Raw genomic sequence first — 24,614 nt, 5'->3', positions numbered from 1 at the left:
GCGTCCGCTCCTTAGCTGTTTTGCCTGTCTGTCTGTTCCTGGGGCATCGGCCGGCTATCCCCAGCCGGGGACGACCATCACCAGCCATGCCGCCGCCGGTACGACCGCCACCACGACTCCTCCGTACACCATCAGCTGCCGGAAGAAACGCTCGCGGTCGACGTCCGGCGCGGCGGCCAGGACCAGGGCGCCGTTCGTGGAGAACGGGCTCACGTCCACGACGGTCGCCGATACGGCGAGTGCGGCCACCATGCCGATCGCGCCGATCTCGCCTCGCTCCAGGAAGGGGACGGCCAGGGGGATCAGTGCGCCCATGATTCCCACGGAGGAGGCGAAGGCGGAGACCAGTGCGCCGATGTAGCAGAGCAGGAGGGCGGCGAGGAGCGGGATTCCGATGCCGCCCACGCCCTCGCCGGCCCAGGTGATGGTGCCCATTTCGTCCAGGACGCCTACGTAGGTCAGTACGCCGCAGATGAGGAGGACGGTCGGCCAGGCGATCTGGCCTGTGGCCTTGCGGCTGTCCTCCGGCCAGGCGGTGCTCAGGATGACGGCGAGGGTGATGGCGGTGAGGCCCGCGTCGAGGTCGAAGACCAGGACGGCGACGACCAGGGCCAGGAGGGAGGTGAGGGTGGCTGTGCGGGATGGGGTGAGGCGTGTGGAGTCGGCGACCGCTTCGGTGCCGGGCCGGGTGGTCACGCCAGTGGCGGTCGCGGTACCGCCGGGGGACGCCTCCGGCTTGCCGGCGCCTCCCGCGCCGGTGCCCCCGGCGTCCTCCGGGCTGTCCTCGCCGCGCTCGTCCACCGCCCCCTGCGCCCACAGCTTCAGCCCCCCGAAGAGGACGAACACCACACCGGCGATGACCAGGTTGGCGGCGAGGGACGCCAAGAAGAGGACGAGTTCGTTGCCGGGGAGCTTCTCGCGTTCGACGATGCCGTTGACGATCGAGCCGTAGATGCTGATCGGGGAGAAGCCGCCGGCCTGGGCGCCGTGGACGACCATCGCGCCCATCAGCAGCGGGCTGATCCCGTAGCGCGTCGCGAAGCTCAGTGCGATCGGGGCGACGATCGCGACCGCGGCCGGGCTGACCGCGCCGATCGCCGTGAGCGCGCCGGTCAGCGCGAACATCACCCAGGGGATGAGCGCCACCCGCCCCCGCACGAGCCGGACGGCGGCGTGCACCAGCCAGTCGGTGGTGCCGTTGGCGCGGGCGATCGCGAAGAGGTACGTGACGCCGACCAGGACGACGAACAGGTCACCGGGGAAACCGGCGAAGATGCCGTCCGCGTCGAGGCCGGCGACGAGCCCGCCGACCGCGAAGGCCGCGGCGAAGGCGAGTGCGCCCATGTTGACGGAACGGGTGGTGGCGATGACGAACACCACGACGAGGACGAGGATCGAGATGAGTTCGGGGGACATACGGGCTCCCGTCGTTGGGCCCCGGAGCGGCTGGGAGCACCTGGGAGTGGCCGAGTGGCTGAGCCACTTGAGGTGCGTTGGCTGAAAGAGTGGGTGCGGTCCGGGCGCCCGTCAAGGGGTCGCGCGAGAATTGGTTCAGCCACTCGGCCACCGGGCAGGCCGGTGTTACGCTCCGGGCGAGAGGGGGACTCCGTGACCGACGCCCTGCGCCCCATGACGAAACAGCGCCTCTACGAACAGGTGCTGGAGCGGCTGCGCCAGTACGTCGCCGAGGGCGGGCTGCGCGCCGGCGACCGGCTGCCGCCCGAGCGTGATCTCGCCCAGCGGCTCGGGGTCAGCCGGGCCTCGGTGAAGCAGGCGATCGTGGTGCTGGAGGTCCAGGGCCTGGTGGAGGCCCGGCACGGGGGCGGTACGTATCTCGTGCGGGACAGTCTCGACACCGAGCCCGTCGAGCGGATGGTCGAACGCCGCAGGCGCCTCCCGGATGTGCTGGAGGCCCGGGAGGCGCTGGAGACGAAGCTCGCCGAACTGGCAGCCGAGCGGCGCACGGAGGACGATCTGGCGGCGATGCGCTCGGCGCTCGCGCACATGGCGGAGGAGATCGAGGCGGACGGTCACGGCGTGGAGGGCGACCGCCTGTTCCACGCGGCCGTGACGGCGGCGGCCCACAGCAGTCTGCTCGCCGAGTTCATGCGCTCCATCGCCGAGCAGATCGCCGAGAGCCGCACCGAGTCCCTCCGCCAGCCCGGCCGCCCCTCCCGCTCCCTCTCCCAGCACCAGGCCATCCTCGACGCGATCGCCGCGGAACAGCCCCGCCAGGCGGCCACGGCCATGCGCCGCCATGTCCGCACGGTGGCGAAGGTGCGGTTGCTGGACTGGGAGCCGGGGGAAGAGGAGTAGCGGCCCGGGGTCAGGCGGCCGCCCGCTCCACCACGTCCGCCACCACACAGCTGACGTTGTCCGGGCCGCCGGCCTTGTTCGCCGCGCCGACCAGGGCCTTGACCGTCTCGTCCGGGGTGATCGGCGAGGTGAGCAGGTCGTGTATGCGGTCCTCGGGGATCACGCTCGACAGGCCGTCGGAGCACAGCAGGTAGCGGTCGCCCGGGTTTGCGTCGTGCAGGCGGAGGTCCGGGACCACCGTGGCGCCGCCTCCCGTCAGGGCCTTCAGGAGGAAGGCGCGCTGTGGGTGGGAGACGGCCTCCTCGGCGGTCAGACGTCCCTCGTCGATCATCGACTGGACGACCGTGTGGTCGTGGGTGATGAGGAACAGTTCGCCGTCGCGCAGCAGATAGGCGCGGGAGTCGCCGATGTGCACCAGGGCCAGCCGCGAGCCCGTCCACAGCAGGGCGGTGAGGGTCGTGCCGATGTCCTCGGCGCCGTCGGCCACGTCCTGGACGGCCTGGGCCGCGCCCCGTACCGCGTCCTCCAGGAGGTTGAGGACCCCGCCGGCCGGGATCTCGTCCGTGTCCAGGGAGCGCAGTGCCTCCACGGCGGCGCTGCTCGCGGGCGCGCCCGCCGGTCCGAAGCCGTCGGCGACGGCGAGCAGCCGGGTGCCCGCGTAGGCGGTGTCCTGGTTGGCGGGGCGGACGCGTCCGGTGTCCGAGTGGGCGGAGTAACGCAGTTCCAGCATGGCGGTGTCCTTTCCTGGCTCTTGCGAGTCCGTCGTCAGGTGATCGACCAGGAACGCGGCGAGGTCCCGCCGTACCGACGTCTCCGCCTCGACCCGTGCCCAGTAGGCGCGGATCTCGCGGGCGGCGGCCGTCGAGTCGAGCGCGCACAGCCCGCCGACCTGGCGGATCTCGGCCAGCGGCATGCCCAGCCGCCGCAGCCACGCCACCAGCCGGGCCTGCTCCAGCTGGGCCACCGCGTAGTAGCGGTATCCCGTGTCCGGGTCCACCCGGGCGGGCCGCAGCAGGTCCAGCTCGTCGTACAGGCGCAGTGCCTTCGGCGAGAGCCGGCACGCCTTCGCGAACGCGCCGATCGTCAGCATGCCCATGCGTCCCCCCGCCTTCCTCGCGCTCGTCGGTTCCGCCACCGATGCTGGGGCTTCACCAAAGGTGAAGGTCAAACAGGGTGTCCCGGTTCCTTCGAGGATTGTTAGCCTGCGCCGGACCGGGTTTCGATCGTTCGTGCGAGACGTTCGTACGAGAATGGAGTCGCCGTGGCTCGCACCCCGCGCATCGCGCTCGTCACCTACGACCCCGGCGGCGAGGTGAGCAAGGACCGGGACCTGCCGGTGCTGGCGGACGCGCTGCGGGAGGCCGGGGCCGGGACCGCCGTCGTTTTCTGGGACGACCCTGACGTCGACTGGGCCGGGTTCGACCTCGTCGTCATACGGTCCACCTGGGACTACAGCTGGCGGGCCGAGGAGTTCACGGCGTGGGCCGAGCGGTGCGGGAAGGCCACGCGGCTCGCCAACCCGGTGGACATCGTGCGGTGGAACGCCGACAAGAGGTACCTGGGCCGCCTCGCGGAGGCCGGGGTGCCGGCCGTGCCCACCCGCTACTTCGCGCCCGGCGACCCCATCGAGCTGCCCGACGACCACGAGTACGTCGTGAAGCCCACCTCCGGCGCCGGCGCCCGGTACGCCGCCCGCTACCCGGCCGGTGAGCGGGACGCCGCCCTGCGCCAGGTCGAGCGGATGCACGCCGAGGGCCTCACCGTCATGCTCCAGCCCTATCTGACCAGCATCGACACATACGGCGAGCGGGCCCTGCAGTTCTACGGCGGACGACTGCTGCACGCCAGCCGCAAGGGCGCCGTCCTCGCGCCGGGCACCCCGTACGACGCCGACAAGATCGCCCACCCGGATCTTCAGCCCTGGGAGCCGACCCCCGCCGAACGGGCCGTCGCCGAGCGGGCCGTGGCCGCCGTGCCCGGTGATCAGGAGCTGCTGTACGCGCGCGTGGACCTCGTCACCGGGCCGGACGGGGAGCCGTGCGTGATGGAACTGGAGCTGATCGAGCCGAATCTGTTCCTCTGGCTCCACCCGGACTCCGTGCCCAGGGTGGTGGAGGCGGTTCTCGCCGCGGCGGGCTGATCGCGACGCGTGGGGCATACGTCCCTCAGTGAGGCTTTTGGTGTACTGGTAGGGCCATGCCCTCCGAGCGACGGTCCTGGGCACCACTGCTGGCGGTGTGTGCCGGGTACTTCATGGTGATCCTGGACGTGACGGTCATCAACGTCGCCGTGCCGGTGATCGGGCGGGAGCTGTCGGCCTCGCTGACCGGAATCCAGTGGATCACCGACGGATACACCCTGGTCTTCGCCGGGTTCCTGCTGACGGGCGGTGCGCTGGGGGACCGGCTGGGCAACCGGCGGGTGTTCTGCACGGGCGTGGCGGTGTTCACCGTGTCCTCGGCCGCGTGCGCGCTGGCGCCGAACGCCCCGTTCCTGGTGGTGGCCCGGCTGGTGGAGGGGCTCGGGGCGGCGCTGATCGTGCCCGGTTCCCTGGCGCTGCTCCAGCAGGCCTATCCCGAGAAGGCCGTACGCTCGCGCGCCTTCGGGCTGTGGGGCTCGATGGCGGGCATCGCGGCCTCCGCCGGGCCGCTGCTGGGCGGGCTCCTCGTCTCCACGGTGGGCTGGCGCTGGGTGTTCCTCATCAACCTGCCGGTCGGCGCGGCCTGCCTGGCATTGACGCTGCGGCACGTCGGCCGCTCGCCCCGGCGCGCCGACCGGCCCCTGGACTGGCCGGCGCAGTGCGCGGTCGTGGCGGCGGTGGCCCTGCTGACGGCGGCGCTCAACGAGGCCGGACGGCGCGGCTGGTCCGACCCTGCCGTGCTCGCCGGGCTGGGCCTGGCCGTACTGGCCGCCGCGGCCTTCGCGCTGCGCGAGCGGCTGGCCCGCTCCCCGGTGCTGCCCCTCGGCCTGCTGCGCTCCCGCGCCATGAGCGGCGGAGCCGTCATCGGCCTGCTGTTCAACTTCGGTTTCTACGGCATGGTGTTCACCGCCAGCCTGGAGTTCCAGCACCAGCGCGGCTTCAGCGCCCTGGGCACCGGGCTCGCGCTGTTCCCGGCGGTGGCGATGACCATGTTCGCCTCCGTCCTGTCCGGCCGGCTGTCGCGCCGTACCGGCGATCGTCCGCTGGTGGTCTCGGGCATGCTCCTGGCCGGGCTCGGGCTGGCCGGCTGGGCCGCGGCCGGCGCCGACCCCGCCTACGCGCTGCTGGTGCTCCCGATGATGGCCGCGGGATTCGGCACGTCCTTCGCCCTCACCGGCTCGACCGCCACCGTGATGGGCGCCGCCCCCGAGGCGTACTCGGGGGCCGCCTCCGCCCTGTTCAACACCACCCGTCAGGTCGGCAGCGCCACGGGCGTGGCACTCGGCGGCAGCCTGCTCGCCTCGGCCGGCGACTACGGCACCGGGATCCGCACCAGCATGTTCATCGGCGCGCTGGCCTATCTGGCCGCAGCGTTCCTCGCGTGGCGGTGCGTGCCCGCGAAAGGCGCGGCCCCGGGGCCGGAGCCCCTCAGCCCTGACGGCCGGTGACGGCCACCCGCTGCAGCAGCCCCCACGTGAACTCCGCGACGACCTCCCGCCGCACCCCCGCCGTATCCGGCGCGGCGAACGCCAGCCCCCACCGGGTCGGTGCCGTGCCCTCCAGGGGACGGGCCGGGGCGAAGGCGCGGGCCGCCTCGTCGACCGTGCAGGACCAGGGGGCGAGATCGTCGAGGGTGTGCAGGTCGGGGCCCTCGGCGCCCGGGGCGCGGACCAGCCACTCGTTCCACACGGCGCCGTTCGGGGCGGTCAGGACCTCGAAGCGCAGGCCGGGCCAGAGCGGGACGGGCCACAGCCAGGCCTCGCAGTCCAGGTCGCCGATGCGGCGGGGCGTACGGGACTCCGGGGCGCCGAGGACCGAGCGATAGCGGGACAAGGCCGGGCGCGGGGAGCGGATCATCGCCTGCCAGCGCTTGTTCGCCTCGCGCATGTCCGCCAGGGAGACTCCCAGCTCGTGCCGGGCGTCCTCCACCAGGCCGGGATTGTGATCGGCCATGCGGCGCAGCAGCACCAGCTGGAAATCGAGCGGGGTGAAGGGGCTAGCGGGGCGCTTTCCGGAAGGCATGGGATCCATCGTCGCCCACCGGGGCCGTACCGGGACGGCGACCGTCGGGCAGGAACAGCACCGAGTTGACGTAGCGCGGACCCCTGAGGAGGGGGGAGGGCAGGACGCGGCGGAGCAGGCCGTGGGAGACGACATAGGAGGCGTCGGCCTGGTGCTCCTCCAGTGGGAACTTGGCCAGCGGCACCCAGGTGTCGCCCGGCAGCACCCAGCCGTCGTAGCCCAGCAGGGCCAGATAGGTCACCACCGGGGCGATCGGCTGGATGCGGGACTCCAGCTCCACGAACAGGGCCGGGCGGTCGCGGGCCAGCAGACCCGTCGCCCCGCGCAGGACCGCCGGCTCGTTGCCGTCCACGTCGATCTTGATGAAGCCGACGTCGCGCAGCCCCAGTTCGTCCAGCGTGACGCAGGGGACGTCCAGCGCCCGGCCGTGGATGTCACGGCGGACCAGCGAGGACACGCCCCGGTCGCCCGAGTCGTCCGACGGCAGCCACAGGCGGGCCAGGCCCGGGCGGTCCGAGGCCGCCGCGCGGACCACCCGTACGTTCGGCGGGACGGCGGCGGCCAGCAGCCGGGCCAGATGGGGCACCGGCTCGATCGTCACGACCTGCTCGGCGCGGCCGGCCAGACGGTGTGTCCAGGGGCCGTACCAGCCGCCGACGTCCACCGCCGTACCGCAGTCCGGCGGGCACAGCTCGGCGAGCCGGGCCAGCTCCGGTTCGAACCGGGGGTACAGGGCCCGGGCCGTCGCGGCCACCAGACGGGTGGGCAGGAAGGGAGCGAGGCGGGCCGCCAGGCTGGTCACGGTGCCATCCTCTTGAGGAGTTCCTCGTGCTCGTCGTCCGGCACCTGCTCGCCCGAGGACGGCAGCAGCTGCGGAATGCCGTCGAGGATCGGATAGCGGCGGCGCAGCCGCGGGTTGTACAGGGACTCGTCCTGCCCGGCCTCCTCGGCCAGCAGATGCAGCGGGCCCTTGTCGAGCGGGCACGCCAGGATCTTCAGCAGCGGGTCGTCGGGCTTCATGGGGATGCCAACTCCTTGGCTGGGGCGGGCTCTTGGGGAGCGGAGTCGTGTTTGGGCATGGTCAGCAGTACGGCGACGGCCAGGGTCGTGCCCGCCACCCGCAACGCGAGCCGCAGCGGATCGTCGGGGAGGGCCTCGCCGAACGACAGCGTGCCGAGCACCGCCGTGAACAGGCAGGTCACGGTCGTGCACACCGGCACGATCAGCGAGGCCCGGCAGCGCTGCAGCGCCGCCTGCGACATCACCAGGCCGAACACACCGGTGAACAGCAGCAGATACGGATACGGGGAGCCCAGCACGTCCAGGACAGCGCCGCCGATCCCGCTGGTCGTCAGATGGCTCGACACCCCCTTGATGGCCAGCGAGCTGACGCCGTACAGCAGGCCCACCGCCACGCCGTACTCGACGCCGGTCGTCGGGCGCCGGTGCCGGTTGCGGGCGCGCCGCTCGGCGGAGCCGTACAGCCACACCCCGGCCGCCAGCGACGGCACGCACACCAGCAGGATCAGCGGGTAGGGCGCCTCCTGGCTGACGGAGTCCGAGCCCTCGCGCAGGGACAGCACCACCATGAGCAGCGCGAGCAGGATCGCGCCCAGGGCGTACCGCTCCCGGCCGGTCGTCTCCTCGCCGAGAAGCCGCGCCGACAGCAGCACGAGCAGCACCAGGCCGGAGACGAAGATGCCCTGCGCGGCGGCGATCGGCAGCGTCCGGTACACGGCGAGCTGGGCGGCGAACCCGGCCGCGAGCGAGAGCGAACCGCCGATCCACAGCGGGCTGCCCAGCACCAGGCGCAGCAGCCGGGCGGGCTGCCGGATCGTCACTTCCGGCAGGGCGGCGAGCGCACGTTTCTCCAGGACGAATCCGGTGCTGTACAGGACGTTCGCCAGCAGGGCCGCGGCCACTCCCCACCACATGGGCTACGTCCTCCTGGCGTGCAGCAGCAGGATCGACGCCAGCCGCGGCCGGGCACAGGCGAGCCGGTCCAGCGGCCGCAGCGGGCGCGGTACGCCGTGGAAGGGAGCGCCTTCGAGCCCTGCGACCGTGAATCCGGACGCGGCGACGAACTCCCTGAGCGCGCGGGCGGTGTAGAGGCGCAGGTGCCCCACGACCTCCTTCCCCGGGCGGCCGTGGATGCCGCGCAGGCTGACCTCCGAGAAGACCGGCTGCACACCGGCGAGCAGCAGGGCGCGGTTGTACCAGGCGGCCAGGTTCGGGGTGGACAGCATCAGATGCCCGCCGGGCCGCAGGATCCTGCGGATCTCGTCGAGCGCGGCGTCCGGATCGACGAGGTGCTCGATCACCTCGCTGAACAGCACGGCGTCCGCCGACTCGGAGGCGAACGGCAGCCCGCCGCCCGTGAGTTCACCGCGGACCGCGTACGGGATGCGGGTGCGGGCGCGTCTGAGGGCGTCCTGGGACCAGTCGACGCCGATGACGCGATGGCCGGGCAGGAGGGGCGCGGCGGTGGCGGCGGCGGTGCCGTCGCCGCAGCCGATGTCGAGGACCGTGCGGGGGCGGTCGGTGGCCGGTCCGAGGGCCCGGGCCAGCATGCGGGCCTGGCGGAGGCTGCGCGGGGTGCCGGAGGCGACGGGCACGGCGGGGTTCTCGTAGAAGTCGCGCAGATCGCGGGGCGGGCGTCGTCCGGTGGTGGTCGGTGTCGGTGTCGGTGTCATGGGGCGACCTCCGTGGTGTGCAGATAGTGCTCGAAGAGGTCGCGGAGGTGGGCGCCGTCGCCGTGGCTGAGCAGGGCCCGGGACCAGCGCAGGGCGAGGTGGAGGCGGCCGGCGGTGGAGGCGGTGGTGACGGTCAGGCCGCGCGGCATCCGGGCCGGGGCCGAGAACCAGACCGCGTGCACGCGGCCCGCCTCCTCGCCGAAGTCCAGCGGGTACGGGATGCGGCCGATGTTGCTGAGCAGGGTCGTCGACGTCCAGGGCGCGGCGGCCCTGCGCAGGCCGCGGGTGAGGGCGGCGCGGGCGGCGACCGGGGCCCAGGGGGTGGTGAGGAGCGCGGCCCCGTGGCCCAGTTGGGGGCGGGTCAGGGCTTTCAGCGCGCAGGTGCGCTCCGCGGTCCGGCGGAGCAGGGTGGGCATCTCGGCCTTCAACTCCACAGGTGCGAAAGGTACTTCGACCAGGCGGGTGCCGTTGCCGATGGGCATCGTGGTGTCGCGGGGGCGGTCGTCCACGGGCATGGTGATGCGCAGGGGGCGGGGGCGGGCGCCGTGTTCCCGGTTCCAGTGGGCGATGGTCAGGGCCGTGGTGACCATGAGCTGGTCGTTGACGGTGTAGGGGGAGCCCTTGGGGCGGTGCGGGAGGGGGAGTTCCGTGACGAGCATGCCGTTGCCGGGGGAGGGGTCGGGGGTGCCTTGCGCCACCCGGGCGGGGGGTGACCAGGTAGTCGGGGTGTCCGGGGCTTGTTGAGGTGGTGCTGCGGGGCGGGTCGGGGGTGCGGCGGGGTTGTTGTCTCTGCCGCCGTAGAGCTCCGCTGCGGTGGCGAGTATGCGGAGGCAGGCTGGGCCGTCGAGGGCGGTGTGGTTGATGGTGAGGACGAGGACGGTGCCGGCGTTGGGGCTGGGGTCGGGTGGGTGCGCAGCCCGGCGTGGCGGGGTGTTGCTGCGCCCACCCGTGCCGCCCCTAGCGGCACGCATGCCCGCAGCTAGGGCCACGGCTTCGAGTCGGATCGGTGGGGACATCGACAGGGATGGTGCCTCTGCCAGAGCCCGGGTTCTGGCGTCCCGCAACGCCCTCGGGCCCGCGGGCGTGAAGGTCACCACCTCCGTGTCCGGTTCGCCCGTCAGCTCCCATTCGTAGCGGCGGCGGAACCGCGATCCCGCCGCCTCGCGCATCAGGATCCGGGGATGCCGGTGCAGGGCCTCCGTGAAGGCCTTGCGCAGGCGGGGCTCGTCGAGGGGGCCCGGGAGGTGGACCTCGATGTGGACCGTCTCCGGCTCCTCCTCCTGGAGGCAGTGCCGGGACACCTCGTCCACCACCGGGAACGGGATGCGGGTCGGGGTCATGCGGGCTCGGTCCTCTCCGGGGCGGGCTCGCGCAGGCTCACGAGTCCCGCGAACAGGCCGATCAACGCCAGTAGTTGGGCCACATGTCCGAACGCGCCCGTACCCGACCCCACCGGCTCCCCGGCCCCGATCGCGGCGGCGATCCCCGCTCCCGCCAGCGCCGTGAACGCGATCGGCACCAGCAGGGCGTGCCGCCGCGAGGCCAGCAGCGCCAGTGCCGGGACCAGCAGCGCGAGCCAGCCCGCGATCACCGCTCCGACCAGCGTCAGCGCCACCGTGCCGAGCCACAGCCCGGGCAGCGGCGGGACCGGCTGAGGCGCGTCGGGGTTGGGGGCGCGGCGGCGCCACAGGGCGAGGCCCAGCAGCACCGCGATGCCGGCGCCGCTGCCGATCAGCCCGGCGTCGTACGTGGTGGCCGGTTCGTACGACAGCTTGACGGCGCCGCCCGCCCCGGCCGGGATCCGCCAGCCCTGCTGCCAGCCGTCCAGCCGCACCGGGGTCAGCTCCTTGCCGTTCAGGGTGGCCTTCCAGCCGTCGTTGAAGTTCTCGTACGTCGTGAGGTACGAGGCCGCACCCGAGCCGGCCGTCACCTCGCGCCGGTCGCCCAGCCAGTCCCGGACCTTCAGCTCACGCCCGGCGGCCGCGGCCTCCGGGACCGTCCCGCGGGTCAGGGTCACGTCCGTGAGCGCGAGCGGGCCCGCGTCACCGCCCTCCAGCCGGTGTTCGCCGGCGGGGAGCCGCACCTCCGCGTCGCCCCGGCCCTCCTGGCAGAGCGTCACCTCGACGCCCCGCCGCTCCACCAGGTCCCGCACCGTTCCCTTCACGCTCGTCCGGTACAGCTCCCCGTCCAGCGCCACGTCCGGCCCCTTCCCGCACGGCAGGGAGAACTTCCGGGTGCCGTCCGGCTGCGGGGTGCGGTACTGGTCGAGGGCCGGGAGGTACGCCTCCGTCAGGCCCACCGGGAGGCGCAGGTCCTCGTCGGCGACCGGGTTGTGCAGGGTCAGCGGGGCGGTCTCGGTGACCGTGATGTCGAGCCGGTCCGTGGTGATCGGCGGGAAGCGGACCCAGCCGTTCTCGTCGACGCCCGCGATCGTCGCGCCGTCGGGTGAGCTGATGTGCACCTGGGAGGCACGGGTGGACAGGCCGCCCGCGGGGGCCAGGACGAGTTCGCCGACCGGCTGCTTGCCCTCCCAGCTCAGGTGGATCGTCGGCCGGTCGCCCGCGATCCAGGCCGTCGTCAGGTCGCCGTCGGTGAGGTTGCGTGCCGTCAGGCCCGCGCCGAGGCTCGCCGTGGAGTCGGCGGTGGCGACGATCCGGGTCTGCTGTTCGGGTGCGACCTCGTAGAGCAGCCGGTCGAGTTCCTCGCCCGGCACCGGTACCGCGTTCGCCTTCACCTCGTAGGTTCCGGCGGCCGGTGTCGTGAAGCGGCGGTGCAGGCCGGCCTCCGTGCCGCTCGCGGACAGGCCGGTCGGGTCGGAGGCGCGGTGCAGGGAGACAAGGGTGGCGGGCGCGGTGGCGTTGTCCGCGTCCGTCGGCAGCCGCAGCAGCCGGGTCACCTGGATGTCCGGCAGGTCGATCTCGGAGAAGCCCGCGCCCGTCAGACCGGCCCGGCGCTCCACCGAGTCCACGATCGTCAGCTTCATCCACCGGCTCGTGCCCTCGGGCGCCTTGATCCGCTGCGTCTTGCCGTTCGGCTGGAGGAAGCTCGTCCTGGAGCCCTTCTCCGTCTCCACCCGTACCTTCGTCGCGGCCGCCCGCACGCTCTCCTGCGGCAACGGCGTGACCTTGAAGGACGACGGCATGTCGTACGGGCCGGTGAAGCCGACGCGCAGCCACTGCCCGTCCGGCGTGTCCGGCGCGCCCTCCGCCCACGCGGTGTCCGGGTTGCCGTCGAAGGCGTTCACCGGGTCGTACTGCGGCAGGTGGAAGAGCCAGTTGCCGTACGAGGACGCCGTCACCGAGTGGGCGCCGCGCAGTTCGGCCACGGTCTGGTGGTCGGTGCCCTCGGCGGGCAGGATCTGGCGCGGCTTTTCGTCCGGGTCCTGCTGGGCGTCGGGCGCGTTGCGCTCGTCCCGCGTGTACGTGTACGACGTACCGGCGTTGACCAGGCCGAACCGGGTGTCGGCGCGCCGCATCCCGTCGCCCACCACCTGCACGGCGGGGGTGCCGAGCCCGGGATGGTTGTCGCCGGTCAGGACGGCCGCCCGCCCGCGCAGCCGGGACGCCAGCGGCAGCAGCGCCTCCGGGCCGCCGGACACCACGGCCGTGTCGGAGACCGGGGTGAGCCCGGCCTGGCCGGGCCGGAGCACGTCGTCCCCGGCCGGCCGGTAGATCTCCACCGCCCGCTGCCGCGCGTACAGCCCCTCGACCTGGAGCGGCGCGTCCTGCGCGATCCGCCCGCCGGTCATCACAGGACCGAGCCCCGTCACCCGCTCGTACCCGGACTGCTCCAGCGTCCGCTTGACCGTAGCGGTCGGCACCGCGCCGATCTGATCGGGATCGAGATCGTTCCGTACGACGACGTAGTACAGCCCCGCCCGGCTCAAGTAGTCGGCGAGACCGGGGACTTCGCCTCCCGTCAGCAGCGCCTGCTCGACGGCGTCCATGGCGCGCCGGTTGCCGGGCGTGCCGAAGGGAACGTAGTCGCGCTGCGCCCAGCGCGACTCGGCGAGCACGTCGAGCGGCTGGTCGATGGGGGAGCCCCAGGTGTACATGCCGTGCGCGGTGGCCGGGACGACCAGGGCACGGGAGTCGGGGGAGTACTTCTCCAGCCAGTCGGCCGTGGCCTGCCAGTAGGTGGGGAGCTTCTGGAAGGAACCCGGGTTGAGGATCGAGCCGTTGAGGTACGGCAGCAGCAGCCCCGGCAGGATCAGCACCGCCGCGACCAGCGGGGCGAGGCGCCGGCCGCGCACCGGGCGGGCCCCGCGCGGCTCGGCGGCCACACCCACCAGATGGACCAGGCCCAGCACCAGCGCCAGCGCCAGCCCCGCCTGGAACTTGTAGATGTTCCGGAACGGCGACAGCCACCCGTCCAGCCAGCCCTGCACGACCCCGTGGAACGGCGCCCCGAACGCCCCGCCGTACCCGGCGAGCAGCACCAGCGCCGCCACGAGCACGGTCAGCACGAGCCACCGCCGCTCGGGCAGGTCCCGCCGGGCCAGTCCGGCGAGCCCCAGCCCGGCCGCCAGCGCCGAGCACACGATCACGACGACCGACGAGGCCACGGCCCACCCCGCGGGCAGCCACGCCTCACCGAAGTGCAGATAGGCGACCCAGTTCCCGGCGCCGCGCAGCGCCTCGGTCGCCGACATGGTGTCCGTCGTGGTCCGCGCCGTCTCGATGTACGGCAGGAAGTTCTCGCCGTAGACCCCGAGCAGCAGCAGCGGCACCCACCACCAGGCCGTCACGACGATCACGGCCGGGGTCCACCAGGCGATCAGCTTGCGCTGCCGGGGCCCGGGCGGCCGGGACAGCAGATAGAGCCCGACCGGCAGCAGTGAGGCCAGGGTCGCCGAGGCGTTCACCCCGCCCATGAACGGCACGAGCAGCGCCGAGCGCAGCGCGGCGACCCGGGCGGCGTACCGCTCGTTGGTCAGCGGCAGCAGCACCCACGGCAGGAACGCGCCGGGCAGCGCGGCGGCCGACGTCGACCCGATGACGGTCGTGAACACCGGCCACAGCGCGTACGCCACGGCCCCCAGCAGCCGGGAGGTGCCACTGCCCACCCGCAGCCGCTCGGCCAGCCGCAACGCACCCCAGAAGGCGACGGACACGATCAGCGACAGCCACAGCCGCTCGGCCAGCCACACCGGCAGCCGCACGAGGTCGCACAGCCAGTAGAACGGCAGCATCGGCCAGAGATAGCCGACGTACTGGTCCTGGATCCCGCCGAACCCGGCCCGGTCGTGCCACAACTGGCCCAGGTCGGCGAGGAACTGCCCCGGATCGACGGTGACGCCCAGCTTGGTGTCGAAGGTCTGCCGCCCGGGTTGCACCACCAGGAACAACACGAACACCACAGCCCAGAAACCCAGCAGCCAGCGCCGCGACCGCGGGCCCTCGGGGGGACCCGCCGCGGTCGCGGTGGTGGGAACGGCTGCCGGGGGAGGAGCCTGGACCGTGGTTGTCATGTAGGACACCGCCGCAGAATGAGGAGGAGGTTCCAGGTGGCGAACTCGCGGATCCCGGGCGCCTTGACGACGGTCTCCGCGAGGAAGGGCCAGTAGCGGGAGCGCGCCGAGACGACCGTGACGTCGTCGCGGGCACGCACCTGCCGCAGGGTGGAGCCGATGTGCACCGCGAACAGGTTCTCGCCGAGCGTGTGCTTGGCGGGCCGGCCGGTCCGCCGCAGATAGCGGGCGCGGGCCCGCTCGGCACCGAAGTAGTGCCACGGGGCCCACTCGTGCCCGCCCCACGGCGACAGCCAGTTGGTGAACGACACATAGATCAGCCCGCCCGGGCGCGTCACCCGGGCCAGCTCACTGAGGAAGGTCTCCGGATCGGCCACGTGCTCCAGCACGTTGGAGGAGAAGGTGACGTCCGCGATGCCGTCCCGGAGAGGCAGCAGATACCCGTCGGCGACCACAGCGCTGTCGGGCGGCTTCTCACCCAACTCGGCCATGTCCGGCTCGAACAGATAGGCATGGGCATCGCGACGCCGGAACTCCTCGGTGAAGTAGCCGCTGCCCCCGCCGATGTCCAGGACCGTACGCCCGGCGACAGGCCCGTCGTAGGCCTCGACCTGGTCGACGGCGTCACGGGCGAGCAGCGAGTAGCAGAATTCGGGATCGTCCTGTTCGCGGAGGAAGGCACGGAACAGGGCAAGAGATCGTCGAAACGAGGGGTCTTTCACGGCCCCCAGCCCCTCACCGCCTCCGCGGCAACAACCCGAAACCGCCGCACCGTCCGATCCCACCGAAACTGCGCGGCCCGATCCCGAGCCGCCTTCCCCATCGACTCCCGCTCCCGCCCGGCCAGGGCAAGCGCACACCACGCCGCGGCGAACGAGGACTCGCCCTGTGCGAGCACCCCGGTCTCACCGTCCACGACGGAGTCCTTGAGCCCGGGCACATCGAAGGCCACACTCGGCGTCTCCCGGGCCGCGGCCTCCGTGACGACCAGGCCCCACCCCTCCACGGCGGAGGGATGCAGCAACAACCAGGCCGCACACAGCAGCCGGTGCTTCTCGGCCTCGGAGACATACCCGGTGAACTCCACACCGGGCCCGGCGAGCCGCTCCAGCCGCTCGCGCTCCGGCCCGTCCCCGACGATCACCAGCCGCCCGCCGGTCACCGGCCGCACCCGCTCCCACAACCGCAGCAGCAGATCGATCCGCTTGTACTCGACGAGCCGCCCGACGGCGACGAACAACGGCTCGGCCGAGCGCTCGGCTCTGGGCCCCGGCTCCTCGACCCCGTTGTGCACGACCCGGATCCGGTCCCGCTCGACCCCGATCGCCCGCAGCGCGTGGGCCGTCGAGGAGGACACGGCGACCATCAGGCTGCCCTGCTGCGCGCCGGTCAGCGCCCAGTGTTCGAGTCTTCGGCCGATCCGCGCCGCCGGGGCCAGCGGCCCGCCGAAGCGCATCTTCCACAGATCCGTGTGGACGTGGTTGACCAGACACAGCGTGGGGCCGCGATGCCACAGGGGCGCCAGATACGGCATGCCGTTGCACACCTCGACCAGCAGATCGCAGTCGCCGATCTGGCGGGCGAAGGCGGAACGGGCGCGCAGATAGTGCCCGTACGGGCCGCCCGCCGACACGACCCGGTAGTCGCGGAAGGCCGCGGGGCCTCCGCACAGCAGGGTCACCTGGTGGCCCAGCCGGGTCAGCCCGTCGGCGAGCTTGTCCACCAGCAGCTCGGAGCCGCCGGCGGAGGGGTTGTCCAGATCACGATGGGCGAGGAAGACGATCCGGCGCGGATGTGGGGGGAGCGCCGGAAGGGGTCGCTGCGCGCCCTGGGACGCGGCACGCAGCGGGGACGGTACGTGCTGGGGCATGGGTGCTCCAACTCGTCTCGGGGTGCGGAACTCAACGTGGGAGAACGTGGGGGGTTCGTTCCGGAAGGGGAGTCTTGGGGAGTCGGCCTGTGGGGGGCCTGAGCTCTTCCTGGGAGGGGGTTGTGGACGGGTTGTGCTCGGGGTGGGGTTGGATAGTTTTCGCCCGGACGTTCGCCACGGCTACTCACCGGCGTGACAATTTCGGGCTTTGTTAGAGCTGACGTCACATCACATCGTGAGGGTGGGCTGGGGTGTATCGGGCGTTTCGGATGGAACAGGCTGCTCCGGCTCCTTCCGCCCACGCGCCACGAGAACACCACCCACCACCGCGAGCACAAAACCGGTCACGGCCGCCCCGATCGGCAACGTCTCGCCCACGAGCCGCAGTTGGCCGCTGTCCCGCTTCGCCTGCCGCACCGCTTCCTTCTGTGTCGCGGTCGTGAACGAGACCTTCGGGCTGTCCAGCAGCACCGCCGCGTCCTTCTTCCCGCCCGGCGCCCGCAGGGTCCGCCTGGGCCCGGTCTGCGCGTAGATCACCCGGCCGGTGGCCTGGTCGACGACCAGCTCGAACCCGTGGTTGGAGTACCACTCCTCGGCCAGCACCTGCGGCCGGTTCGGCTGGTCGACGATGCTGCCGGGCACCATGCGCGTGCCGGTCCTGGTCGGCGGCACCGAGCCGGTGAACTTGTAGCCCGTGTAGCCCTGGACCTTCTCGGTGCCCCGGTAGCGCAGGACGACCGTGTCGCCGAGGGTGTTGTCCCACCACTGGTACGAGCGTTTCTGCACGTCGAAGGGGAACTTCAGATAGGCCTCGCCCTCGATGTACGGCTTCTCCCCGCAGCAGTGCACCGGCCGGGTGGTCTTGCGGTCCATCACCCAGCGGTGCGGCGTGAAGTCCAGCGCGTCGTGCGGATCGGCGGCCGGCAGCGACTTGTCCGTGTCGACCGTGGTGATCACGTCCCAGACGGCCCTGCCGCTGCGTTCGCTGTCCTCGACGTTGCCGCGGACCCGCTGGGTGACGGTGATCTTCCGGTCGGGCACCGTCTCGATCCGGTCAGTGTCGAAGACGCTGCCCCGGCCGGTGTAGACGGCGGTCGTGTCGATGTCGATCGGATTCACCGCGGCACGCGGCTGCACATACCAGGCGAGCAGGGGCGCCAGCACCAGCAGGAACGTGCCGAGACCCAGCAGGACCAGGGAAAACGGAGAGGTTGTACGGCGCATCCGGGCACTCCAGTGGCTTGGGACGGCTCGACGTACGAGAAGACCGGCACGGCGGGGAACAGTGCGCGTGCGGTTGGGCCGGGAACCGTAGGCCGCTCTTGACGGGGTGTCAATGCTTGTCGAGACTGGGCGCGACAGGCAGGGACGGGACGCCGGGGTGGGGAAACCTCCGGATGATCTCCGGACGAATCCGGACAGAGAGGCTGACCCTGCGATGTCGAGACTGCTCGCTGCCGCGCTGACCGTCGCGCTCGCCGCCGCCCTTGCCGTGGGCGCCGCGCTGGGTGTGGTCGCGCTGCTCCAGGCCACACCCGACCAGCCGAACACCCCCCTGATCACGTACGAACAAGCGGACCAGGGGAGTTGACGGTGACAGCCGCCCGCACCGGAACCGTCACCGCACGCTCGGCCTGGCACGACGTACCGCGCTTCCAGGTGCGCCGGTTCGCGGCGATCGCCATGGCCGAGGCACCCGCCCTCGCCGAGGAGATCCTCTGCGAGATACAGCGCGAGTACCCCCATCTGCCCGTCGTCCTCGACGACTCCGGCGAGCCCATGGCCCTGGTCGGCATCCGCCGCGCCATCGAGGTCTTCGTGCAGCACCTGGAGCACTCGGAGGGCCGGCCAACCGTCCCGCCGGGCGTCTTCCAGGACTTCGGCCGCGGCGAGGGCCTGAACGGCCGCTCGCTCGACTCCCTCCAGGCCATCTACCGCATGGGCGTACGCCTGGCCTGGCGCCGCTTCGCCGACATCGGCCAGCGCGTGGAGATCCCGCCCCCGGCGATGTACGAACTCGTCGACGCGGGCTACGAGTACCTGGACGGCCTCGTCGACCAGTCCGTACGCGGCTACGCCGAGGCGGCGGCCCGCCAGGCCGGTGAACGCCTGCGCCTGCAGCGCCGGTTGATGGAACTGCTCCTCGCCGAACACCACCGCGGCGACCCCGCCGAGGCCCTGACCGAACGCGCCGCCCGCATCGGCTGGCCCTTACCTGCGAAGGTCGCGGTCGGCGTCCTGCTGCGCCCCGCCCGGGAGGCCATGGCCCCCGCGGTCGGCCAGGGCGTGCTGCTCGACATGGAGTACGAGCAGCCCCGCATGGTCGTGCCCGACCCGGGTGCGGCAGGCCGCCCCGAGCTGCTGCACCGTGCCCTGGCCGGCTGGTCCGGCGCGATCGGACCTCCGGTACCGCTCGCCGACGCGGCGAAGTCGCTGCGCTGGGCCGAGGCGGCGGTACGCCTGATGGAACGGGAGCTGCTCCCCATGGGCGAGGTCCTCTACTGCACCGAGCACACCGAGGCGCTGGTCCTCCTCCAGCCGGAGGAACTCATCGACGACCTGGCCCTGAGATGCCTGTCCCCCCTGACCCACTGCGGCCCCACCCACGGCCGTCGCCTCGCGGAAACACTCCTGGCCTGGCTGGAGACCAGAGGCGGAGCCCCGGAGGTCGCGACCCGCCTGGGCGTCCACCCCCAGACCGTCCGCTACCGCCTGCGCCAGATCCGGGAACTGTGGGGCGACGAGATCGACGACCCCGACCGCCGCTTCGAACTGGAACTGGTACTGCGAGCGCAACGGCTGCGGGGGCAGTTGGGGGCGATGCACGGGCGACGGTGAGCCTCCGACCGCCCACCCGGTGATCACCGGCGTGCCCGTAATGGGCTCGTCGGTTTCCGCCCGCTCTGCCTCTGCCCATTGCCCGGCCAAACCTCTATGGCTAGCCTGTGTTCGTCATGCCGATCGCCTGTTGAAATCTCGAACACAGGCGCCTGAGACACATAGGGAGGGGCCGGTCGTGGGACGACTCGTACCAGCCGTGACCCGGGCTCTCGACATTCTCGAGCTCTTCCTCGACGGGGACGGGACGCTCTCCGCCCCCGACATCGTGCGCAAGCTGCAGCTGCCGCGTACCACCGTGCACGAGCTGGTGACCACGCTCGCCGCCCGGAAGTACATCGTCCCGGTGCCCGGCCAGCCGGGACGCTACCGGCTCGGCGTACGCCCGTACCAGCTCGGTGCCCGTTACGCCGAGCAGCTCGACCTCGCCGCCGAGGGGCAGCTGGTCGCCCGGTCCGTCGCCGAGACCTGCGACGAGACGGTACACGTGGCGATCCTCGAGGACACGGACGTCATCTACATCGCCAAGGTGGACTCCACACACGCCGTGCGGATGGTGTCGGCGGCCGGCCGCCGGCTGCCCGCCCACTGCACCTCCGTCGGCAAGATGCTGCTGGCCTCCCTTCCCGAGCACGAACTCGCCACGCGGATTCCCGACAACGCCGGGCTGGTCGCGATGACCCCCAACAGCATCACCGACCCGGCCGCCCTGCGCGAGGCCCTGACCGAGATCCGCGAGCGGGGCCTCGCCGTGGAGAACCGCGAGTCCAACCCGGACGTGAGCTGCGTGGCCGCGCCGGTCCGCGACCGCACCGGCCAGGTCGTCGCCGCCCTGTCGATCTCCGTGCCCATGATCCGCTGGAGCGAGGAGCGCCGCGCCGAGCTGGAGCAGCTCGCCGCGAAGGGCGCCGCCGAGCTGTCCGAGCACCTCGGCCACCGGAGCATGGCATGACGACGAGGCCGTACGAGGTCGCCGTACGGGCCGAGGCCGAGCTCGGCGAGGGGCCGACCTGGGACGCGCCGGCCGGCCGGCTGATCTGGATCGACATCCTCGGCTCCCGGCTGCACACCTACGACCCGGTCACCGGGCGTCGCACGGTCCGCCGCACCGAACAGCACGTGGGCGCGGTCAAGCCGCGCGCCGGGGGCGGACTGGTCCTGAACCTGCGTGACGGGGTCGGCCTCCTCGATCCCGACGGCGACCGCGACGGCGGGTTCCGCTGGCTGCACCACGAGCCGGTTCCCGGCCGCCGTGCCAACGACGCCGCCGTCGCGCCCGACGGTGCGTTGTGGGCGGGCACCATGCGGTACGACGAGGCCCCGGGCGGCGGCACGCTGTCCCGCGTCGGCGGTGACGGCACGGTCGACGTCGTCCTGGACGACGTGGCCGTCAGCAACGGCACGGGGTGGAGCCCCGACGGACGGCTCATGTACTACATCGACTCCCCGACCCGGCGGGTCGACGTCTTCGACTACGCGGACGGGCGGGTGTCCGGCCGGCGGACCCTCGCCGAGATCGAGGACGGCGCGGGCTTTCCCGACGGGCTGACCGTGGATGCCGACGGGTGCGTGTGGGTCGCCCTCTGGCAGGGCTCGGCGGTACGGCGCTACACACCCGACGGTGAGCTGGACCGGGTGATCGAGCTGCCGGTGCCGTTGGTGACGGCGTGCGCGTTCGGCGGGGCCGGGCTGAGCGACCTGTACATCACGACGGCTCGCGTGGGCCTGACGGAGCCGCCCGCGCTGGCGGGGTCGGTGTTCGTGGTGCCGGAGGCGGGGAAGGGCGTGGCACAGCCCGCGTTCGCCGGCTAGTCCCGCTGGACGGCTAGGGCTCCAACCCGGCCGCTTTCCGCTCCGCGGCCGTCAGCGGCGGCCCGCTCAACGACGGCTTGAGCGGCCCCACCACCGCCGCCGCCACCACCGACGGAGTCAGCAACACCCCCGCCCCCCGCTCCAGCGACGTCACATCGGTCACGCGGCGGGCGATCCGGCCGTTGCCCGTGGCCGTGTACATCAGCCGGTCCACGTACGCGGTCACGAGCCGGTCCCGGAGGGTGGGGCCCTGTTCCGTCGCGCCCGGGTAGAAGACGTCCTGGCCGATGGCCAGGTCCCAGGCCGCGCCGACCGGCCGGGAGGCGGCCTTCTGGATCCGCCGGGACAGCCCGGGCGCGGCCCAGCCGTGCCGCCGTACCGTGTCCCGCAGCAGCAGGGCACTCTGCGCGGCGACCGCCAGGCCGTGCCCGTAGACCGGGTTGAACGCGGCGAGCGCGTCGCCGAGGACGGCGAAGTTCCCGGGCCACGCCGGCATCCGCTCGTAGAAGTGCCGGCGGTTGACGGTGGTGCGGGTGAAGGACACGTCGGACAGCGGCTCGGCCTGTTCGAGCAGGTCGCCGATCAGCGGGTGCCGCAGGTCCTCACGGGCGAAGCGGACGAAGTCGCCGTTCTCCCGGGACGGCCGGCCGCCGCGCGTGCCGCACAGGGTGACGATCCACCGGCCCTCCTCGATGGGCAGCAGGAACCCCGCCCGGCCGGGCCCGCCGTCCCGCCGGTCGGGCTGGACGTTGACGACCGGGAAGCCGTCGCGGGCCGCCGCGGGGGCGAGATACAGGCGGCTGGCGTACGCCAGGCCCGCGTCGACCTCGCGTCGCTCCGCCAGGGGCAGGCCGAGGGCGGCCAGCCAGTGGGCGGCCTGGGAGCCGCGGCCCGAGGCGTCGACGACCAGGTCGGCTTCGAGCGTCCGCTCGGGGCCGTCGTGGGGCCGGATCCGTACGCCCGTGACCGCGGCGTCCGTGCCGGTCAGGCCCACCGCCTCCGCGCGCTCGACGACCTCGATCCGCGCGTCGGCCAGGACCCGCGCGCGGACCGTCGCGTCCAGCAGGTCCCGGCCGGCCAGGATCACGTGGTGGGACTCGGGCCAGCGCCGGAACCAGCCCCGTGTGCCCAGGGCGACGATGTCCGTCGTGACCGGCCGCCGGTTCGCCCCGGCCTCCCTGAGCGCCCCGGTGATCCCGGGCAGCAGTTCCTCCATGGCCCGCACCCCGCCCGACCAGAGCATGTGGGCGTGCCGTGCCTGCGGCAGTCCCTTGCGGGGGCCGGGAGCGGCGGGCAGCGCGTCGCGCTCCACGACGACGACCCGGTCGGCGACATCGGCCAGCGCGCGTGCCGCGAGCATGCCGGAGTGGGATCCCCCCAGGACGACGGCGGTTCTGGCGGGGGTGGAGCTGTCAGTCATGCGCGGGCGTTCTCTCTCCCGGGGGCGGCCGCGCGCGAGCGTACCGCCTCGATGTGGTCGCGGTGGCGCAGGGCTCGGGACACGGCCTGGATCTCCTGCAGCAGATAGGTGGTGTCGGGGCCGGAGGGGGAGGCGGCGCTGTCGCTCTGCGGGGCCCGTTCGCGGGCGGCGACGGCGTCCAGGATCGTGACGGCCGCGGCCAGCGCCTTCGCCCGGCCGGGCTCGAGATCGAGCTCCAGGGCCGCGTCGTACGACCGTTCCCGCAGCTCCTCGTCGAGGTGCCGGGAGAGCTGGAGGAGCACGTCGCGGATGTACGTCTCGCGGCGGATCAGGCGCAGTTCGCCGGTGGCGCGCGGGGCGAAGGGGGCGCCGCCGCCGTTGACGGTGCGCAGCAGCAGGTAGAGAGGGCGCAGCTGCCAGTGGGCGAGCCGGATGCGCCACCGTTCGTGCAGGTACTGGCCGCCGTGCGGAATGATGAAGCCGATCGCGACCATGGTGGCCGACAGACAGGCGGCCGAGGGTGCCAGGTAGGTGCTCAGCCAGTCCAGGTCGTTGCCGGTCAACCGGGCGATGACGGCGGTGAGTTTGGCGGCGTCGAAGAGCAGGTTCGTCGCGTAGCCGACGCCGAGGAACCTCAGGCCCCAGCGCAGCCAGGCGTCCAGGCCGTCGGTGCGGACCCAGTTCCAGATCAGCCGGGCCGTGACCGAGCAGGCCACGGTGTGCGCGAGGAGGTAGAGCAGGATCTCCTCGCGCATGAAGGGCGTGTTGGCGTAGTACGTGTCCAGGTCCTGCCGGCGTTCCACGGGGACGTCCGCGAGCCAGAAGAGCACCCACAGGGCGACGACCACACCCGCGTAGGCGAAGACGACCCACCGGGCGGCGCGGCGCGTCGAGGCCGAGCGGTCGGACAGGCCGTTGCGCCAGGCGACGATCAGCAGCAGCCAGGACGCGCACAGCGCGGTGAGCAGCGAGTACACCAGCGGCGCCGCGATGTTCGGCACGCCGGTGACACGGTTGGTCCAGCCGATGACGGCCGGGGAGGCGAAGACGAACACGGCGCAGGCGAACAGCAGCAGTCCGCCGACGGCCCGCAGCATGGGGTCCCGCCACATCTTCACCAGGCTGGGCAGCTTGATGACCAGGGCGACGGTCAGCGCCCCGATCGGCAGCCAGAAGGAGACGGAGAAGCCGTCGAGGACGTCCCGGGCGTGCATCATCGGGCGCTGCCTCCGCGTCCCCGGTAGCCCATCGACCGCCGCACCGGATCGAGTGCGGCGTCCGCGCCCGGCCCGTCCGCGAAGGAACCGCTCGCGAAGGAACCGTCGGCGAAGGAGCCGTTCGCGAAGCCGCGGAAGACCGTGGCCAGTCGGTGCCCGAACTCGTCGGCGTCCGCCTCGTCCCGCTCGCGTGAACCGTCGCGGGCCGCCACGGCCAGGGCCGCGGACGTCCAGCCGGGCTCGCGGTCCATGGCCCGGACGGCCGCCGTACCGGCGACATGGTGATGTCCGTGCCCGGCGTGCAGATGCCACAGCTCATGCCCGAGGATGACCAGTTGCTGCACCGCCTCGGCCCGCTCCTCGACGATGACGAGGTCGAAGTCCTGGAACTCGACCCACAGCCCGGTCACTTCGATCTCGTCGGGAAAGCGCTCGAAACGCAGCTCGACGGGACGCCCTCCGCGCCGCGCGCTCATCTCCTCGCACAGCGCCCGGCACAACGACCGTATGTCGGTGGGGGACTGCTCTCTCGCCCGGACCGCGGTGGCGAGCCCGGCGGCCAGGCCGCGCATGGCGGAACCCCTGCGCGAGCGCCTGAGCGCGGCGGTGACCCGGGCCCCGATCCGCGCGCCCGCCATGTCCATCGCTCCCCCTTCTCACCGCCGGCCGACGGCTTGGCAGCGGGTCCGAGACTACGCGCCCGAAAGTGTTCACGTCATGCGATCCGACGCCCGTAGTTCAACGGAGAACGACCGTTCTTGCGCGGAACGTCATGTCCAGAGTCCGGCCGCACCATTGACGCGCAAGCGCTTCGAA

The 24,614-nt window shown here is 72.7% G+C and carries 22 protein-coding genes; 7 read left to right on the top strand and 15 right to left on the bottom strand.

Annotated elements, in window-relative coordinates; all coding sequences use genetic code 11:
• Positions 1-54 precede the first annotated feature (54 nt).
• Positions 55-1,416, bottom strand: a complete 1,362-nt coding sequence (locus tag OHU35_RS13465) for an SLC13 family permease (RefSeq protein ID WP_189724989.1) — start codon at positions 1,414-1,416, stop codon at positions 55-57.
• A 192-nt stretch (positions 1,417-1,608) separates the two neighbouring features.
• Here OHU35_RS13465 and OHU35_RS13460 point away from each other — a divergent pair, with 192 nt between their 5' ends.
• A complete protein-coding gene (locus OHU35_RS13460; RefSeq protein WP_189724988.1) occupies positions 1,609-2,316 on the top strand; it encodes a FadR/GntR family transcriptional regulator in 708 nt (235 codons plus the stop codon).
• A gap of 10 nt (positions 2,317-2,326) precedes the next feature.
• Here the strand turns inward: OHU35_RS13460 and OHU35_RS13455 are convergent, their stop codons facing one another.
• Positions 2,327-3,412 (bottom strand): MerR family transcriptional regulator, encoded by a 1,086-nt coding sequence (locus OHU35_RS13455; protein WP_189724987.1) that lies wholly within the window; start codon positions 3,410-3,412, stop codon positions 2,327-2,329.
• Positions 3,413-3,577: 165 nt separating this feature from the next.
• Between OHU35_RS13455 and OHU35_RS13450 the strand changes: the two genes are divergently transcribed.
• Both OHU35_RS13450 and OHU35_RS13445 read left to right on the top strand, forming a co-directional pair.
• The gene (locus OHU35_RS13450) at positions 3,578-4,456 is read left to right on the top strand and encodes a RimK family alpha-L-glutamate ligase (protein WP_189724986.1); all 879 of its coding nucleotides are present in this window, start codon (positions 3,578-3,580) and stop codon (positions 4,454-4,456) included.
• Between the two features lie 56 nt (positions 4,457-4,512).
• Positions 4,513-5,904, top strand: a complete 1,392-nt coding sequence (locus tag OHU35_RS13445) for an MFS transporter (RefSeq protein ID WP_189724985.1) — start codon at positions 4,513-4,515, stop codon at positions 5,902-5,904.
• On the opposite strand, the gene OHU35_RS13440 is transcribed toward OHU35_RS13445, so the two are convergent.
• The 10 genes from OHU35_RS13440 to OHU35_RS13395 form a co-directional block, all read right to left on the bottom strand.
• Positions 5,885-6,487 carry a hypothetical protein gene (locus OHU35_RS13440; RefSeq protein WP_405505370.1) on the bottom strand — a complete coding sequence of 201 codons (603 nt, stop codon included), beginning with the start codon at positions 6,485-6,487 and terminating at the stop codon, positions 5,885-5,887. The genes OHU35_RS13445 and OHU35_RS13440 overlap by 20 nt on opposite strands.
• On the bottom strand, positions 6,453-7,280 hold the full coding sequence (locus tag OHU35_RS13435; protein ID WP_405505369.1) for an FkbM family methyltransferase: 828 nt from the start codon (positions 7,278-7,280) through the stop codon (positions 6,453-6,455). The genes OHU35_RS13440 and OHU35_RS13435 overlap by 35 nt, the downstream gene beginning before the upstream one ends.
• The gene (locus OHU35_RS13430; RefSeq protein ID WP_189724982.1) at positions 7,277-7,498 is read right to left on the bottom strand and encodes a Trm112 family protein; all 222 of its coding nucleotides are present in this window, start codon (positions 7,496-7,498) and stop codon (positions 7,277-7,279) included. The genes OHU35_RS13435 and OHU35_RS13430 overlap by 4 nt, the downstream gene beginning before the upstream one ends.
• Positions 7,495-8,400, bottom strand: a complete 906-nt coding sequence (locus OHU35_RS13425) for a hypothetical protein (protein WP_405509220.1) — start codon at positions 8,398-8,400, stop codon at positions 7,495-7,497. Before OHU35_RS13425 ends, OHU35_RS13430 begins: the two co-directional genes overlap by 4 nt.
• Positions 8,401-8,415: 15 nt before the next feature.
• Entirely contained in the window at positions 8,416-9,171 is a 756-nt protein-coding gene (locus OHU35_RS13420; RefSeq protein WP_405505368.1) for a methyltransferase domain-containing protein, read from the bottom strand.
• The gene (locus OHU35_RS13415; RefSeq protein ID WP_405505367.1) at positions 9,168-10,511 is read right to left on the bottom strand and encodes a condensation protein; all 1,344 of its coding nucleotides are present in this window, start codon (positions 10,509-10,511) and stop codon (positions 9,168-9,170) included. The genes OHU35_RS13420 and OHU35_RS13415 overlap by 4 nt, the downstream gene beginning before the upstream one ends.
• Entirely contained in the window at positions 10,508-14,641 is a 4,134-nt protein-coding gene (locus tag OHU35_RS13410) for an alpha-(1->3)-arabinofuranosyltransferase family protein (protein ID WP_405505366.1), read from the bottom strand. The genes OHU35_RS13415 and OHU35_RS13410 overlap by 4 nt, the downstream gene beginning before the upstream one ends.
• The gene (locus OHU35_RS13405) at positions 14,638-15,363 is read right to left on the bottom strand and encodes a bifunctional 2-polyprenyl-6-hydroxyphenol methylase/3-demethylubiquinol 3-O-methyltransferase UbiG (protein ID WP_189724978.1); all 726 of its coding nucleotides are present in this window, start codon (positions 15,361-15,363) and stop codon (positions 14,638-14,640) included. Before OHU35_RS13405 ends, OHU35_RS13410 begins: the two co-directional genes overlap by 4 nt.
• A complete protein-coding gene (locus OHU35_RS13400) occupies positions 15,360-16,511 on the bottom strand; it encodes a glycosyltransferase family 4 protein (protein ID WP_189724977.1) in 1,152 nt (383 codons plus the stop codon). Before OHU35_RS13400 ends, OHU35_RS13405 begins: the two co-directional genes overlap by 4 nt.
• 228 nt (positions 16,512-16,739) lie before the next feature.
• A complete protein-coding gene (locus tag OHU35_RS13395; protein WP_189724976.1) occupies positions 16,740-17,735 on the bottom strand; it encodes a DUF3068 domain-containing protein in 996 nt (331 codons plus the stop codon).
• 214 nt (positions 17,736-17,949) lie between these two features.
• Between OHU35_RS13395 and OHU35_RS13390 the strand changes: the two genes are divergently transcribed.
• From OHU35_RS13390 to OHU35_RS13375, 4 genes are all read left to right on the top strand, one after another.
• Positions 17,950-18,102: a hypothetical protein gene (locus tag OHU35_RS13390; RefSeq protein WP_184592273.1), complete on the top strand. Its 153-nt coding sequence runs from the start codon at positions 17,950-17,952 to the stop codon at positions 18,100-18,102.
• A gap of 2 nt (positions 18,103-18,104) precedes the next feature.
• Complete coding sequence (locus OHU35_RS13385; RefSeq protein WP_405505365.1) at positions 18,105-19,349, top strand: PucR family transcriptional regulator; 1,245 nt, start codon at positions 18,105-18,107, stop codon at positions 19,347-19,349.
• 178 nt (positions 19,350-19,527) lie between these two features.
• Entirely contained in the window at positions 19,528-20,301 is a 774-nt protein-coding gene (locus OHU35_RS13380; protein WP_189724974.1) for an IclR family transcriptional regulator, read from the top strand.
• Positions 20,298-21,161 carry an SMP-30/gluconolactonase/LRE family protein gene (locus OHU35_RS13375; RefSeq protein ID WP_405505364.1) on the top strand — a complete coding sequence of 288 codons (864 nt, stop codon included), beginning with the start codon at positions 20,298-20,300 and terminating at the stop codon, positions 21,159-21,161. Before OHU35_RS13380 ends, OHU35_RS13375 begins: the two co-directional genes overlap by 4 nt.
• 13 nt (positions 21,162-21,174) lie before the next feature.
• On the opposite strand, the gene OHU35_RS13370 is transcribed toward OHU35_RS13375, so the two are convergent.
• From OHU35_RS13370 to OHU35_RS13360, 3 genes are read right to left on the bottom strand one after another with little or no spacing between them, the layout of a single operon-like run.
• Positions 21,175-22,581 carry an NAD(P)/FAD-dependent oxidoreductase gene (locus tag OHU35_RS13370; RefSeq protein WP_405505363.1) on the bottom strand — a complete coding sequence of 469 codons (1,407 nt, stop codon included), beginning with the start codon at positions 22,579-22,581 and terminating at the stop codon, positions 21,175-21,177.
• Positions 22,578-23,798, bottom strand: a complete 1,221-nt coding sequence (locus OHU35_RS13365) for an MAB_1171c family putative transporter (protein ID WP_189724971.1) — start codon at positions 23,796-23,798, stop codon at positions 22,578-22,580. The genes OHU35_RS13370 and OHU35_RS13365 overlap by 4 nt, the downstream gene beginning before the upstream one ends.
• Entirely contained in the window at positions 23,795-24,442 is a 648-nt protein-coding gene (locus OHU35_RS13360; RefSeq protein ID WP_189724970.1) for a toxin-antitoxin system, toxin component family protein, read from the bottom strand. Before OHU35_RS13360 ends, OHU35_RS13365 begins: the two co-directional genes overlap by 4 nt.
• Positions 24,443-24,614: the final 172 nt, after the last annotated feature.

Origin of the sequence: Streptomyces purpurascens, assembly GCF_045040895.1 — a bacterium.
GTDB lineage: Bacteria > Actinomycetota > Actinomycetes > Streptomycetales > Streptomycetaceae > Streptomyces > Streptomyces purpurascens.
Note: the sequence above shows the minus strand (reverse complement) of the source record. Positions and strands in the feature narration are given on the sequence as shown.